Raw genomic sequence first — 14,719 nt, forward strand, 5'->3', positions numbered from 1 at the left:
TGATGTGTGGCGGCAGGGCCCCTTGGTCAAGCGATCAGCGCACGATCTCTTCTTCCTTGACGAACATATTGGCCCAGGCCCGATCAATCATATCAGGGGTCATTTGATACGGAATGCCTTCGAATTCGCAGATCGAGATCATCTGATCAATTAGAAAGATCGGCTGGTAATTGGCGTAGACGTTGTCGATCTGAGGGTAGAGGTTGTTCAGAAGGTGCACCAATGTCCGCTCGTCTAAGGGCATCTTTTTCTTGCGCGCTACAAGGGCAAAGATCTTTAGAAAGTCGGCTTGGGTGGGGCCATCAATCTTGATTTTGTAGAAAATCCGGCGAAGGGCCGCCTGGTCGAAAATTGCATTCGGATGGAAGTTTGTCGAAAAGATAACCAGCGTATCAAAGGGTACTTCAAACTTTTCGCCCGATTGCAGGGCAAGAATATCTTTTGATTCTTCTAGCGGTACGATCCAGCGGTTGACCAGCGACTGCGGAGGTTCCGCCTGACGACCAAGGTCGTCGACGATAAAGATGCCGCCTGTCGATTTCATTTGCAGCGGTGCCTGATAGGTCCGCGCCACCGGGTTGTAGACAAGGTCGAGCATAGACAGCGAAAGCTCGCCCCCGGTGATGACCGTGGGACGTTCACAGCGCACATAACGGGTATCGAACCGACCTGTCGTGCGGCGCAGGGAATTCGGGTCCTGTTCATCATCTTCGGCGCTGGAATGAACAATCGGGTCATAAACGGTTATGACCTGACCTGAATATTCGATAGCGCGGGGCACATATATCTTGTCCCCCAATGCATCGCGAATACCGTTCGAAATCGAAGATTTACCATTTCCCGGCGGGCCATACATTAAAATGGAACGGCCCGAACTGACCGCAGGGCCAAGGTTGGAAATCAGGGCAGGGGGCAGGATCAGGTGCCCCATTGCGGTAGTCAGCTGATCGCGTGTGATCTGGATGTTGCGGATCGACTGCCGCTTGATCTGTTCGCGGTAGACGTTCAGCGGTACAGGCATTGCGCCGTAATATTCGGACTGCGTCAAAGCATCATTGGCCCGGTTGCGGCCTGCGTCCGTCAGTTGATAGCCCATTTCGGAACTACCCGATGCAGACAGGCTGCCCGTCGCTTCCAGCAGCAGCTGGCTGCGCGCCATATCCACCAGCTCTTGCGTGACATTCACAGGAAGACAGACAGCGCGGGCAAGTTGGGTGACCATGGTCAGGTTCATGCGGAACATGGTTTTCACCAGAATGTCGCGCATCATAGGCAACGGCAAAGCCATCGCTTCCAAAGACCGCGGGCTGGGCGGGGCCATGACCCCTGTGTTTTGCATGTTCAAGTCGTCACCCCATCAAACCAACGCGGGGCGGACCCCCGGTGCCGGTTTCGTATGAGGGCGGTTTATGGCTAAAACATGGACAAACGGTTTCGCTTCGGTGGCATTGTCCGCGCCTATGGCGTCAGTGTCCGCGGTAGATGACCAACCCAAGGTACGCGATCAAGGTCATGGCAAGCGGCAAGCCCATAGGGAAACGCCGCCCTGATGTCCAACTGGCCCAATCCGGTGCCAGGCGGCGCAAGGGCGTCAGGCGGGCAATACGATGGATCGCCCAGCCGCCAAGCAGGCAAAGCGAAAACAGGTATAGCAAAGGCGCGATGTCACCGGTGGCGACCATTGGTGCTGCAGCAGCGGCAAACTTCGCGTCGCCCGCCCCCACAGCGCCCACCGCGTTCAAACCGATGCCGATCAGCAATACGACGATCAGGTGCACATAGCCCCAAAGGTAGGTTTCCAGCGGAAGCGCGACGAAGCCGAGCACGACGTAGCCGGCAAAAAGCGTCATGACAGCGGCATTGGTAATCTTCATCCGGGACAGGTCGGTGTAGGCAACCCAAAGCCCGACCGGAATTGCGACGATCAGGAACCACCAGGCAGCAGAAGCAGACAGGACCATGGGTTAAGCCGCTTCCAATGCGCGCAATGCGCGGGTGGCTTCTTCGAAGTGCTGGGGATGGGTGTCGATGGCTTCGCGCAAAAGCCCCTTACCAGTCGTTACGTCGTTTTGTTTGATCGCGGTCAAGGCCATGGTGTAAAGCAGCTGCGCGCGTTCGGTCTGGGTCATCGGCACAACTGGCAGATCGTATTTGCGCTGTGCACCGCGCGCGAGGATCAGGTTGTTCTTTGCCGTAAACATGGAACTGTCCTGACGCAGCGCATCGGTAAACAGACGTTCCGCGCCTGGATAATCGCCGCGTGTCAGCTTTGAATAGCCCCAATTGTTCATGGTGTTCGCCGGCGTAGAGGTCAGCCCGACAGCCGTCTGGTAAAAGCTGTCAGCTTTCGACCACTGCTGTTTGCTATCGGCGATCATGGCTTCCAGACGATAGCGGTCAAAGGTTTCATGCGTCGGCGGAATGGCGTTCAGCGTGGCGGCGGCATCGTCCCATGTGTTCGCACGGATCTGCGCCTCTGCCATCTCGACGCGGTCATCCAGATTGGATTCGGGGTTGGACACGACAAGTTTCCAGGTCGTCACGCCCTCTGACGCGCGGTTTGCGCGGACCAGTGATTTGGCAAGGCCGCGCTGCAAGTCGATCCGGTCGGGGTTACCTGCCAAGGCACCATTAAAGTATTTGACGGCCTCTTCCGGATCGCCAACTGTCAGCATGACGTCGTTCAGGCTCGCACTTTCGATAGAATTCAGATCCTGCATCGCGCGTTGCACTTCGGCATCGCCGTTGCGCGAACCACATGCGGCCAGGGCCAGCGTTCCGGCCAGACATAATATGACGGTATGGCGCATCGTTATGCGTCCTTTCCTGCTACTACCTCAAAGCGGCTCGATGGTGTCGTCATCGGCGCGTCGGACCAGTTCAAAATTCTGGTTCTCTTGTGCAGGATCGTAAATAATGGCGTCGCGTTTGGATAGTGCCAAGCGCAGGTTCTCTCGGATCTCGTCGGAATTCCCGTTGTCCGTGGCAAATGCGCGACGAAAAATCTCTGCGGCTTCGGCAAACTCACCTTTTTCCATCAGCAAAACGCCGAGGTTGTTCCAGGCGGGGGCGAAGTCAGGCGCTTCTTCGGCTGCGCGGCGCAGCAGGCCTTCGGCCTGTCCCAGCCGGCCAAGACGCAGGTTCGCCGATCCCAGCGCAGACAGGGTGTCAACATTGAAACCCTGCACGACGGCCGCGCGGGAATAGGCATCCAAGGCCAGTTCATATTCGCCGGCCGCCATCAGGCGGTGACCGACGACAAGATTGTCGACTTTGGCTTTGCCGGCAACGCCGGGTGCAAAAACGCCATCCCCGGACGCAAGCGGGCCGCCTGATGAACAGGCGGCCAATGCAAGACAGATTGCGGCAGCGAGGGCGCTGCGAGGTGGGGTCATCGGTTCAGTTTCCGCCCCCCATAGTTTGCGTGATACCGTAGATGGAGGGTCCGATCAAAATGAGCAAAAGCGGCGGCACGGTCAACATCATCGTGGCAAGTGTCATCTTAGTCGGAAGCTTATTTGCGGCTTCTTCCGCACGCATCACGCGTTTGTCACGCATTTCAGCTGCGTAAACCCGCAAGGCGTCGGCGATCGACGTACCGAACTGCTGGCTTTGAATGAGGACGGTCGTAAAAGAGGAAATGTCCTGCACGCCGCAGCGTTCCGCCATGTCGCGCAGCACGGCCTCTTTGCCTTTACCGGCCTTCATTTCCTGACTGACAAGTTCGAATTCAGACGACAGGTCCGGGAAGCCTGATTTCAACTCTCTTGCAACGCGCAGAATGGACTGGTCCAGCGATTGGCCCGCTTCTACGCAGACCAGCATCATGTCGAGGCTGTCGGGAAAGCCGTATTCGATAGCCTCTTTGCGGGTGGCGACACGGCGCGTGACCCAATATTTCGGCAACATGTAACCGACCAGTCCTGGGATCAGCAGCGTCAGCATCATGGATTGCTGCGTCACTTCGCCAGTTTGTGATTTCAGCAGTGCATAAAGGCCGCCGAAAACGAGGCCGGAAATCCCCAAGGCGAACTGGCTGAAGTGAAACATACGGACCGCATTTTTCGACTTATAGCCTGCCTGCAACAGCGTCAGCCGGGCGGCAGAATAAGCGACCGCATCTTGCGGTTCCAGAAAGTTGGCGTACTTTTCCAGCTTGTCCTTGCTGGTCGGTGCGCGCAGGCGCTCTGTCTTTCCTGATGACTTGACGGTGTAGGCGCGGTTTGCGGCCTTTAATTTGTCCAGCGGATCACTTTGCTTTTTCAGCAAGACAGGCAAGGTGACAAGGATCATGACCAGCCCGACAAAGCCCATCACCATGACGCCGCCAAACGGGCCCAGGATGTCAGTCAGCATCGCGTTGATGTCGTTGATGATAGACATAATTCGACCCTACACCTTAATATTTACAAGAGCGCGCATAACGATCAGGTTCATCACCAGAAAGCCGGTCACAACCAGACAGGCCGGAATGAAAATCGGCTTGTCCATGACTTCGTCAAAATAGTTGGGCTGGATCAGGTTGATGACGATCAGCGCCAGAATTGGAAAGGCCGAAAGCAGTTTGCCGGACCATTTCGCCTCTGACGTGATGGCTTTGACACGGCGGAACAGGCGGAAACGGGATCGGATCACCTTGGCCAGACCGTCAAGAATTTCAGCCAGGTTACCGCCAGAGGTTTGTTGGATCGTGACCGCGACGGCGAGGAACCGCAAATCCTGCATATCAAGCCGTTCTGCCATCGCCTTTAGCGTTTCACCCATATCGCGGCCATAGGCAGCTTCGTCCGAGATGACGCCCATTTCAGTGCCCAAAGGATCAGGCAATTCTTTTGCGACGATCTGAATGGCCGACGAAAACGGATGGCCAACGCGCAGCGATCGCACCATCAATTCGACAGCTTCGGGCAGTTGTTCTTCGAACAAGGCCATGCGCTTGTTCGCCTTGCTGCTAATCCACATGAATACACCGCCCACACCCATGCCAACCGCGACGACAGCGCGGGTCGGGGGGGCCACTTCGGTCATGACGGTCAGGCCAAAGAACGCCATGACGCTGACGCCTGCCATCAGCATGATGATCTGCGGCGGAGTAAAGGCAATGTTCGCACGCTGTGCCTTGGCAGCCAGAATCGAATAAAGCGGGATGCTTTGCGATTTCATGTGCTGCGTCATCTCCTTGCGGAGTTGTTCCAGCACCTGTTCACGATTGCCGCCTTTTTCAAGCAGTTGCAAACGGCGATTGACCTTGCCGTTCATGGTAATGGATTTGCCAAAAAGCACCAGATAAATGCCCTGCACCACAAAGATGACAGAGGCAAAGATCGCAATATAGATAAGCGGCTCGGCGGAAATCATGGTGCGTTACTCCGCAACAAGGGGTTCGAAAATCTGCGGCGGCAAATCGTAGCCCCACAGTTTGAAGCGGTCAGAGAAGTGGCTGCGCACGCCGGTCGCCGTGAAGTGGCCGATAATCTTGTTGTCGGGGGTCAGGCCAACACGTTGAAATTTAAAGATTTCCTGCATGGAAATCACGTCGCCTTCCATGCCGGTGATTTCGGTGATCGACGTCATGCGGCGCGAGCCGTCCTGCAAGCGCGAGGCCTGAACAATCAGGTTCACAGCAGATGAAATCTGGCTACGCATTGCTTTGATCGGCATTTCGATCCCGGCCATGGCGATCATGTTTTCCAGACGCGACACGCCATCACGCGCAGAGTTGGCGTGGATTGTCGTCATTGACCCGTCGTGACCGGTGTTCATGGCCTGAAGCATGTCGATGACCTCCTCGCCGCGCGTTTCGCCGACGATGATGCGGTCAGGACGCATCCGCAAAGCGTTTTTCAGACAGTCGCGCTGGCTAACCGCACCTTTGCCTTCGACGTTAGGCGGACGGCTTTCCATCCGGCCCACATGGATCTGTTGCAGCTGAAGTTCGGCCGTATCTTCGATCGTCAGGATGCGTTCGTCGTTATCGATAAAAGAGGACAGGGCGTTCAGTGTCGTCGTTTTACCCGAACCCGTACCGCCGGACACGATGACGTTCAGGCGCGTGGCGACGGCTGCTTGCAGATAAGCTGCCATTTCCTCTGAAAAGGCACCGAATTTGACCAGATCATCAATACCCAGTTTGTCTTTTTTGAATTTACGGATCGACACCAACGATCCGTCGACCGCAATCGGGCCAACCATGGCGTTGAAACGCGAACCATCGGCAAGACGGGCGTCAACGTAGGGATTGCTTTCGTCAACGCGGCGACCCACGGCGGACACGATCTTGTCGATGATCCGCAGCAGGTGTTTTTCGTCTTTAAAGGTGATGTCCGTCAGTTCGAGCTTGCCGTTGCGTTCGACAAAGATCTGCTGCGGCCCATTCACCAGAATATCGTTGACCGTATCGTCCTTAAGCAGCGTTTCGAGGGGGCCAAGACCCTTTACCTCGAAAAACAGATCCTGCCCGAGTGTGACGCGTTCGTCCCGGTTCAGGACGATCCCCATCTCTTCCAGGGTTTCATTGGTAATTGCGTTGATTTCGTTGCGTAAATCGGTTTCGGTCGCATTTTCAAGCGCGGCAAGGTTCAAGTTGTCCAGCAGCGCCTTGTGCAGTTCCAGCTTGATTTCGCCCAAGCGTTCCTTGCGCTTTTTATCGCGGTCACCCGGCGCGACTTCGGCCGCGCGGGTGGGCATGGTTTTCATCAAGGATTTGCGCGGCGCCTCTTCGGCGACCATCGCGGTGACGGCGGACATAGAGGGTTTTGCGTTACCCTGCGCAGGTGCCGCCGTATTGCCTGGCTTTTTATACTTGGAGAACATGGACGTGCCTTTCCCTAACCGCGTGCTTCGGCGTTTTCAGCCTGATTGACGGCATGGACCGATGCCGCAAGTTTTGCGATTTCCTTGCGCATGGTGTTCTTGGGCGCATTGACTGCCAACGGCGTGCCGTGATCGCCGGTTTGCGCGACCTGCTTGCCGCCGTCTGGCAATTGCACCTCAATCGAAATACCTAGGCTTTCACCCAACCGTTTGACCCTGGCCTTGCCGGATAAATCGGTAAAGCCCGGGGCCCTGTTCAGAACAAAGCGCAGTTTGTCGAATGGCAAATCTTCGGATTGCAACGCGCGTTTCAGACGCAGCGTGTTTTGCGCAGATCGCATATCCATCTCTAGCGTCGCGAAATATACGTGGGTCGCTTCCAATACGGTTTGCGACCATTCAACCATGACGGAAGGCATGTCGATGACGACATAGTCAAAGTTCGTGCGCGCCAGTTCCAGAATGCGCGACACATCGGCGCTGGTGATCAGATCCATGGGGATCATGTCAGTCGGCGCGGTCAGGACGTGCAGTTTCTGGTCATAAGATAAAAGCGCCTGCATAAAGGCCGTGCTGTCCATGGCTTCGGTGTCGGACATCAATTCCAGCACCGCTTCTCTGCGGGGCAAATCAAGGTAGGTGGAAACAGACCCGCACTGCAGGTCCAGATCAATGACGCAGACCCGTGGCGGATTGTCCTTGTCCTGCAGTGCCAGTTCCCAGGCAAGGTTCACGGCAAGGGTTGTTGCGCCGGTGCCGCCGGCCATGCCGTGCACCGCAATCAATACGCCGTCATGGGTCCCTGTTGCCTTCAGCTTGTTCTGAAGCTCTGGTGCGACTGGAATTTCGGCGGGCGGTGTCAGAACGCGTTCGATTGCATTGGCAAGTTCGTTTTCCGGCAGCGGGTAGGGCACAAATTCATCGCCGCCTTCGCGCAACAGCTTATGAAGCGCGGCAGGGCTGACATCTTCGGTGATGAGGATGACTTTGATTTCCTGCTGTTTGGCCGCGCCGATGATGGCTGCGATTCGGTCTAGGTTCGTCTCATCCTCTGCGTCCATCGCGACGGCAATGAATTGTAATTCGGTCGCGTCGGGTTGGCGCAAAAAGGCAAGCGCGTCGTCAAAGCTAAGGTCACCCCAGTTTTCGCCCAAGGCCGCTTCCATGTCTTCGATCAGTAGATCAAAGATCTGCACATCACGACTGACAGTGCACGCCACCAAGGCGGGGCTATCGGTTTTCGAAACTGCGTTGCTACTCATTCCGGACGTCCTCTTTCGATTGGGCGCCACGCGGGTATATGAGGGATATCTTAAGGTCCCGTCACGATCACCCGGTGCCTGCATCTGCCCTGCATTGCGCAGAGCAAGATTGACCCGTTGGATCGCTTTTGACGGTTAATCTTGTCGAGAATGGGACCAAAAACGATTGATTGTGCGGTCTGATGCCTCAATCATGTGATTTTAGGGGCACTGTTGACGCGCATCATGGGATGCGCGTCACGTTGTAGTGAACGTTAACTCAGGGCTTTGCGCTTTATTCGATGCGGTCCACTGTGCCGGTCGAATTGTCCGACAGGGTCGACGGCGGAACAGCACTGGCAACATATTCGCGAAAGATAACTTCGGCGTATTTGCCGTTTAGCAGCATCGGTGCGCCTTTGACGAAGCCAGATACTTCGGTAACGGTGCGGCGGTTTTGCTGTTCAGGTGCCTGAGTGGCGATGACCGGACGGGTTTCGCCATAAGATACCAGCGCTTCGAGCCGCGAACGGCTAATCCCTTGGGTCGACAGGAAGTTCACGACCGCGTTTGCACGCGCCAGCCCTAGGCGCTTGTTGTAGGACGCGCTGCCGACAAGGTCGGTGTGGCCGTAGACGTTAAAGCGGACTTCGGGGAACTGGCGGATCCAGTTTGCTTGGGTAATCAGAACAGACTGCGCTGCCGCGTCCAGCTGACTGGAGTTGAAGGCAAAGGTGACGGTTGTGTCAACTTCTGCAGCAAATCGCTGGCCAAGCTGAACCGTCGCCTCGCCAGGGTTGGTCATCGCCTGATGATTGGCCGCCGTCGCCGCGCCAAAGTCGGCGTCTGCGGTCGTTGCACCGGCGGGCAGGGCGGCATCGTGGTGGAATCCGGCTTCCTGCGCGCAGCCCATCAATGTCAGGGCCGCGGCGGTCGCTGTTAAAAGAGTCTTCATCATTGCGCCCCTATCATTCCATCACGTAGCCGTAGGACCCGCTAAAGTCCTGACGTGCCACTTCACCCGCACCACCGGTTTTGGGGGCATTCGATGCCGCAACGCGGCCAAACAGGAACAAGTCCTTTTCGGATGGTGGTTGCACGCGATCCGTAGGCAGGGCCAAGGCTTGACCACGGGTCGGTGTGACAAGGTGCGGCGTGACGATGATCACAAGCTCTGTCTGTTCGCGGCTGTATTCGACGCTGCGGAACAGGGCGCCAAGGACGGGCACGTCACCCAGCCATGGCACCTGACCTTTCAGGTCGGTGAAGTCGTCAGACAGCAGACCTGCGATAGCGAAGCTTTCGCCGTCACGCATTTCAACAGTTGTAGATGTTTCGCGACGCTTGAACGCGTTGATGGTAAAGCCGTTTGCGGTAAAGCCGTTTGCCGAATCAATAGACGACACGGCCGCCACCAGTTCCAGATTGATAATGTCACCATCGACAACCCGTGGCGTGAATTTCATCTCTACGCCGAAGGGTTTGTATTCGACCGAAATCTCGCCGTTATCCTGGCTAACAGGCACGGGATATTCACCGCCGGCCAGAAACTTTGCCTCTTGCCCTGAAAGTGCTGTCAGGTTCGGCTCTGCCAAGCTGCGGACGACGCCGCGCGCCTCAAGTGCTTCGAGCAGGATGCCAACCTCAAGGCCGCCAGCGTTGAACCCGAACAGGAATGCGCCACTGTTGGAGTTTGTGCTGGGGGTGGACCCGCTGAAGGTATTGCTGATCGCGCCAGATGTGACAAGCGACCCGGTGCCGCCCGTGGTGCCAAGGTTGCCGCTCAGTGCGGTGCCCTGCGCTGCGATAGATGACGCCAGTGATTTGCTGACACTGCGCTGCATTTCAGCAAAGCGGACTTTCAGCATGACCTGCTGGGTGCCGCCAACGCTCATGAGGTTTGAAACCCGGTCGGGCGCATAGCGCTGGGCCAGCTCCAAAGCGCGATCAAGCCGCGCCGTGCTGCTGACGGTGCCAGATAGCACGATACCGTTGTTTGCTGTGCGCACTTCGATCGGCTCGCCCGGCAGGATCTGTTCAAGGCGTTCCTTGAATTCGGCGATATCGGGGGTCACCTGCACTTCGACGTTGCTGATCAGACGGCCATCCGGCCCCAGAATCGTCATCGTTGTGCGACCCGGTTCCTTACCCAACAAATAGATGCTGCGGTCCGACAATGACGAAATGTCGGCAATTCCCGGGTTTGCAATGGAAATTTCCGCGAAGGGTTCGTCGCTTTCGACCACGATTGCCCGGTTCATGGGGACCGCCAAGGGGGCGGACGCCGAACCACGCACGACGCGTAGTGTCTCTGCCGATGATGCCATCGGAATGCTGGCGATCGCCAGCGAAAGGCTCGCAACCGCGGCCTTTATAAATCTGTCATAGCTCATTGTGACCTGCCTCTCCGATCACGCCTTAGCGGAAATTATTTTCCGTCATTGCGACCACCATGACCGGACCGCGTGATTATTGCAAGAATCAATGGTTTGCAGGTCGATCTTGTTGTGGACAAATCGCAACAGCCGCCCGTTTTTCGCAACGCTACTTGGTTTTGCGCGCAGGCAAAGGGCACCGGATCACGGGGATCCGGTGCCTTTTGTTGATTGTGATCAGTTCGTGCAGGCGATTTCCATCTGCACTTTTTCGGTGCCGCGGCGCACTGTTGTATAGCAAGCCTGCGGGGCAGGGGCGACTTCGACCGGGGCTTCGGCAACGACCACCGGTGCCTTCGGGGGCTCTGGCAAAGTGATAGCTTGCTCGCCATCCGGCACGGCGTTCATGGCAGAATCCGACCCGACAAGCGAAAGGCTCAATTTGCCTTCGGACTGGGCCTGCGCGAGGCGTGCCACGTCAGATGGGCTGACCTGAACCGTTACGGTGCGGGGAACAACGGTTTGCGTGCTGTTGCGGTCGGTGCTTTGGTCAATCGCGATCAGCTCGATGGACGATCCGATCAAAAAGGTCTCGTCCTGCTGCGCAGATGGGTCGACCGAGCCAGTCCAATAGATGTCGACGCGGTTTCCAGGGCGCAGAAAGCCTGACACACCGGTGCCTGCATCAACGTAGATGGTGAAGGCTCGCATCATGGGGCGCAGCGTCTGGGTGATACTGGCAATCTGGCCTTGCGGTGTCACCTTTGATGCCAGGACGATTTCATTGGCATCCATCGACACAAGGACCGACCGGCTGATGTCCATGCCTTCTGGAAAGAGGTCTTCTTTTGTTGCAAAGGAGCCTTCGGGAAGAAATTCTTTGGCATATTTCACTGTGATCAGGTCGTCAGGCATGATGACATCGCCAAAAACCTTTGGCGTGCTAACGGCCAGAACTTCGACGGTTTCAACAATGGACGCCGCGCGCTGGCGTTCTGCGATCAACGCGGATTCCGTATCAGCGACATAGCCTTTGACCATGTAGACGGCGAAGCCTGCAAGCGCCATTCCCAGCACCAGCACTAATCCAAATACTGTACGCATGATTTATCCTTTCGTGGTGTCCGTATCATCGACGGAGGGCGGGGCGGCAGGTGCTGACGCGAAAAAACTGACCTTAAGGGTCAGTTGCTGCAATGACATCCGAGATATTATCAGCCTTAGCCAAGGCGGATGGTTTGATAGCTACGAGGATAATCAGGCCAAGGCCGACAGTGGCGGCCGTCAGCACGACCCAATCGACGGTAATGGCACCGTCTTCGGCTGAAACGAATTTCTTAAAATACTGCAACATTATCTGCATGCTCCAATTTGATGGCGACAGCTTTGCATCGCAGTATATTGCGGCAAACTTGCGGCGGGGCTGTGGTGCTTTCATGCCCGAAAAGCAAAAAAGCCGCGCCAGTAAGGCGCGGCTTTCTTGAACGATGCGGGTTCGGATTAGGAACCAGCAGTTGCCTGGATGTCGGTAACGATAGTTGCAGTCTTGGCAACTGCAGCGTTACGAACAGTCGTACCGACCAGCAGGCCCAGTGCAACGATGGCAGCGGTCAGAACGACCCAGTCAACAGTCACAGCACCGTCTTCGTCGTTGCGGAAGTTTTTGATGAAGTTCAGCATTTAATTCCCTCCTCAGGGTATCGCTAGTGTTTCAGTATCCCTTGTCGGATCGTAGCGACCGGCCTCTTGTTGGCCGCTCCCCGTCTTGGATGACCTATGTTTGACGGGTGATTGCGTCTGAAATTAGGCCCGTTTCGCACTATTTTGGACAGGGGCCAATAATTGTGAATAAAATTTGCAACCCATTGATTTATATCTATATATCTACGGTCTTCTAAACTATTTGTTAAAATTTGCGTTGCGCTTTTACGTCGAATATTGGCGAAATTGCCGCATTGTTCACGTCCAAGTGGCAATCAAACGGGAATCCTGCGACGCTTTCGGCAAAACAAGCGTCGAGCAGGACGGACAAATTATGAAGATATTTACGGTGGGCTGCCTTGTCGCGGCCGCTCTGGCAATTGGCAGCGCCGATTTGCGGGCCGAAAGCCGGTTGCAACCCGACTTTACCTTCAAACGAATAGGCGTGCCGAAGTCTGGTGGTTCGCGCATAACCGTGCAGGTTGATCCCAACGCCCCCTCTGCGACGATGTTTGCGCCCAAGCCCGAACAGACAGTTGCCGCGGCTGCGGTAATGACGCCTGACGGAGCTATTGCGCGCGTACCGCAATCGTCCGGTCTGGACTGGTTCTGGTCGACCATCTCTCCGGCAATGGACGATAGCGGGCCAGGCCGCCTGCATGATGCGCTTACGGTGATTTCCCAACCGCCAGAAGGCAAGTCGGTCCCGGCTCCGCGACTTCAGACATTGCAGGATATCGCAGCCCGGCACGGAATTGATATCTTAAAGGCAACCGTTGGCACCAAGGTCAGTCCGGCACTGGTGCTGGCGCTGATCAGTGTGGAAAGCGCGGGGAATGCGCAGGCAGTTAGCGGGGCTGGTGCGCAAGGGTTGATGCAATTGATGCCCGACACGGCTGCGCGCTTCAACGTGACAGACAGCCTGTCGCCTGAACAGAATATCAGGGGCGGGGTCGCCTATCTGGATTGGTTGATGAACAAGTTCGAAGGGGACCCGATTTTAGTGCTGGCGGGTTACAATGCCGGCGAAGGGTCAGTGCGCGACAACAACGGTGTACCGCCCTTTGCCGAAACTCGCGGCTATGTACCAAAGGTGTTGGCCGCTTTCGCCGTGGCCAAAGGGCTATGCCTGACGCCGCCGGAACTGGTCAGTGACGGCTGTGTCTTCGCGGTCAACAGATCGTAAGTAAGTAGGGGCGAGCCTGTTCGGCCCGCCCGCTGCAATTAGTTGACGATTGTTGCCTCGGTTGCGGCGCGCAACTCGTCCATCGTCACGCCCGCCGCACATTCAACGATCCGCAGGCCGCCTTCGACGACGTCCAATACGCCCAGATTAGTAATGATCCTGTCCACAACGGCAGCACCGGTCAGCGGCAGGGTGCAGGACTTCAGCACTTTGGATTCGCCGTACTTGTTGGCGTGATCCATGACGACAACGACGCGCTGCACACCGGCGACAAGGTCCATCGCGCCGCCCATGCCTTTGACCAGCTTGCCGGGAATCATCCAGTTGGCCAGATCACCATTTTCAGCCACTTCCATCGCGCCAAGAATCGCCATCGCGATCTTGCCGCCGCGGATCATACCAAAGGACATTGCGGAATCGAAAAACGCCGTTTGCGGCAGTTCGGTAATCGTCTGCTTTCCTGCGTTAATTAGGTCGGCGTCTTCTTCGCCTTCAATCGGAAAGGCACCCATGCCAAGCATGCCGTTTTCTGATTGCAGCGTTACCTCGATCCCGTCGGGAATATAGTTGCTGACCAGTGTGGGGATGCCTATGCCAAGGTTGACGTACCAGCCGTCCTGCAGTTCCTGCGCGGCGCGGGCGGCCATCTGGTTGCGGTCCCAGCCTATTTGCGTTCCGGCCATTATGCAGACTCCTTCTTGCGTGTCGTGCGCTGTTCGATCCGCTTTTCATGCTCGCCCTGAATGATGCGGTGCACATAGACGCCGGGCAGGTGGATGCTGTCAGGGTCAAGGCTGCCGGTCGGAACGATCTCTTCGACCTCGACCACGCAGACCTTGCCACACATGGCGGCGGGCGGGTTAAAGTTGCGGGCGGTCTTGCGGAACACAAGGTTGCCGGTCGCGTCCGCCTTCCAGGCCTTCACGATTGCCAGATCCGCGACGATGCCGCGTTCCATGATATAGGTCTGGCCGTCAAAATCCTTGTGCTCTTTGCCTTCGGCAATCTGGGTGCCAACGCCGGTTTTGGTGTAAAATCCGGGAATGCCGCAGCCACCAGCGCGCATCCGCTCGGCCAGCGTGCCTTGGGGATTGAACTCCACTTCAAGCTCGCCAGCCAGATATTGGCGCATGAATTCGGCGTTTTCCCCCACATAGGAAGAGATCATTTTCTTGACCTGTCTGGTTTGCAGCAAGATGCCGATCCCGAAATCATCAACCCCGGCATTGTTGGACGCAAAGGTCAGCCCCTTTACACCAGAGTCCCTGATTGCGCCCAGTAGCAGTTCGGGGATGCCGCACAGGCCAAAGCCTCCGGCGGCGATTAGCATGTCATCGGTCAGCAGACCGTCCAACGCTTCGGCGGCAGAGCCATAGACTTTCTTCATCTCGCACCCTCACATG

16 protein-coding genes are annotated in these 14,719 nt (G+C 56.6%); 1 reads left to right on the forward strand and 15 read right to left on the reverse strand.

Features of this window, described 5'->3' with window-relative positions; all coding sequences use genetic code 11:
- Positions 1–34: 34 nt before the first annotated feature.
- The 13 genes from SJY10_RS04425 to SJY10_RS04485 all read right to left on the reverse strand — a co-directional run bounded on the left by SJY10_RS04425 (position 35) and on the right by SJY10_RS04485 (position 12,109).
- Positions 35–1,345: an ATPase gene (locus SJY10_RS04425; protein ID WP_386679875.1), complete on the reverse strand. Its 1,311-nt coding sequence runs from the start codon at positions 1,343–1,345 to the stop codon at positions 35–37.
- Positions 1,346–1,466: 121 nt separating this feature from the next.
- A complete protein-coding gene (locus SJY10_RS04430; RefSeq protein ID WP_386679877.1) occupies positions 1,467–1,961 on the reverse strand; it encodes a prepilin peptidase in 495 nt (164 codons plus the stop codon).
- A gap of 3 nt (positions 1,962–1,964) precedes the next feature.
- Positions 1,965–2,810, reverse strand: coding sequence for a tetratricopeptide repeat protein (locus tag SJY10_RS04435; protein ID WP_386679879.1), 846 nt, complete (start codon positions 2,808–2,810; stop codon positions 1,965–1,967).
- A gap of 27 nt (positions 2,811–2,837) precedes the next feature.
- Positions 2,838–3,395, reverse strand: a complete 558-nt coding sequence (locus SJY10_RS04440) for a tetratricopeptide repeat protein (RefSeq protein ID WP_386679881.1) — start codon at positions 3,393–3,395, stop codon at positions 2,838–2,840.
- A 4-nt stretch (positions 3,396–3,399) separates the two neighbouring features.
- On the reverse strand, positions 3,400–4,383 hold the full coding sequence (locus SJY10_RS04445) for a type II secretion system F family protein (RefSeq protein WP_386679883.1): 984 nt from the start codon (positions 4,381–4,383) through the stop codon (positions 3,400–3,402).
- 9 nt (positions 4,384–4,392) lie between these two features.
- Positions 4,393–5,358 carry a type II secretion system F family protein gene (locus SJY10_RS04450; protein ID WP_386679885.1) on the reverse strand — a complete coding sequence of 322 codons (966 nt, stop codon included), beginning with the start codon at positions 5,356–5,358 and terminating at the stop codon, positions 4,393–4,395.
- 6 nt (positions 5,359–5,364) lie between these two features.
- Positions 5,365–6,813, reverse strand: a complete 1,449-nt coding sequence (locus SJY10_RS04455) for a CpaF family protein (protein ID WP_386679887.1) — start codon at positions 6,811–6,813, stop codon at positions 5,365–5,367.
- Positions 6,814–6,827: 14 nt separating this feature from the next.
- Entirely contained in the window at positions 6,828–8,075 is a 1,248-nt protein-coding gene (locus SJY10_RS04460) for a CpaE family protein (protein WP_386679889.1), read from the reverse strand.
- 274 nt (positions 8,076–8,349) lie between these two features.
- Positions 8,350–9,009 carry an OmpA family protein gene (locus tag SJY10_RS04465; protein ID WP_386684497.1) on the reverse strand — a complete coding sequence of 220 codons (660 nt, stop codon included), beginning with the start codon at positions 9,007–9,009 and terminating at the stop codon, positions 8,350–8,352.
- A 13-nt stretch (positions 9,010–9,022) separates the two neighbouring features.
- A complete protein-coding gene (locus tag SJY10_RS04470; protein ID WP_386679891.1) occupies positions 9,023–10,447 on the reverse strand; it encodes a type II and III secretion system protein family protein in 1,425 nt (474 codons plus the stop codon).
- 219 nt (positions 10,448–10,666) lie between these two features.
- Positions 10,667–11,533, reverse strand: coding sequence for a Flp pilus assembly protein CpaB (gene cpaB / locus SJY10_RS04475; protein ID WP_386679893.1), 867 nt, complete (start codon positions 11,531–11,533; stop codon positions 10,667–10,669).
- 73 nt (positions 11,534–11,606) lie between these two features.
- A complete protein-coding gene (locus tag SJY10_RS04480) occupies positions 11,607–11,783 on the reverse strand; it encodes a hypothetical protein (protein WP_386679895.1) in 177 nt (58 codons plus the stop codon).
- Between the two features lie 146 nt (positions 11,784–11,929).
- Complete coding sequence (locus tag SJY10_RS04485; RefSeq protein WP_386679897.1) at positions 11,930–12,109, reverse strand: Flp family type IVb pilin; 180 nt, start codon at positions 12,107–12,109, stop codon at positions 11,930–11,932.
- Between the two features lie 355 nt (positions 12,110–12,464).
- Here SJY10_RS04485 and SJY10_RS04490 point away from each other — a divergent pair, with 355 nt between their 5' ends.
- A complete protein-coding gene (locus SJY10_RS04490) occupies positions 12,465–13,316 on the forward strand; it encodes a lytic transglycosylase domain-containing protein (RefSeq protein ID WP_386679899.1) in 852 nt (283 codons plus the stop codon).
- A 38-nt stretch (positions 13,317–13,354) separates the two neighbouring features.
- Here the strand turns inward: SJY10_RS04490 and SJY10_RS04495 are convergent, their stop codons facing one another.
- The gene (locus tag SJY10_RS04495) at positions 13,355–13,984 is read right to left on the reverse strand and encodes a 3-oxoacid CoA-transferase subunit B (RefSeq protein WP_386684500.1); all 630 of its coding nucleotides are present in this window, start codon (positions 13,982–13,984) and stop codon (positions 13,355–13,357) included.
- Positions 13,985–13,998: 14 nt separating this feature from the next.
- Positions 13,999–14,703 carry a CoA transferase subunit A gene (locus SJY10_RS04500; RefSeq protein ID WP_386679901.1) on the reverse strand — a complete coding sequence of 235 codons (705 nt, stop codon included), beginning with the start codon at positions 14,701–14,703 and terminating at the stop codon, positions 13,999–14,001.
- Positions 14,704–14,719 lie beyond the last annotated feature (16 nt).

The organism is Loktanella sp. R86503, from assembly GCF_042466455.1.
Classification (GTDB): Bacteria; Pseudomonadota; Alphaproteobacteria; order Rhodobacterales; family Rhodobacteraceae; genus Loktanella.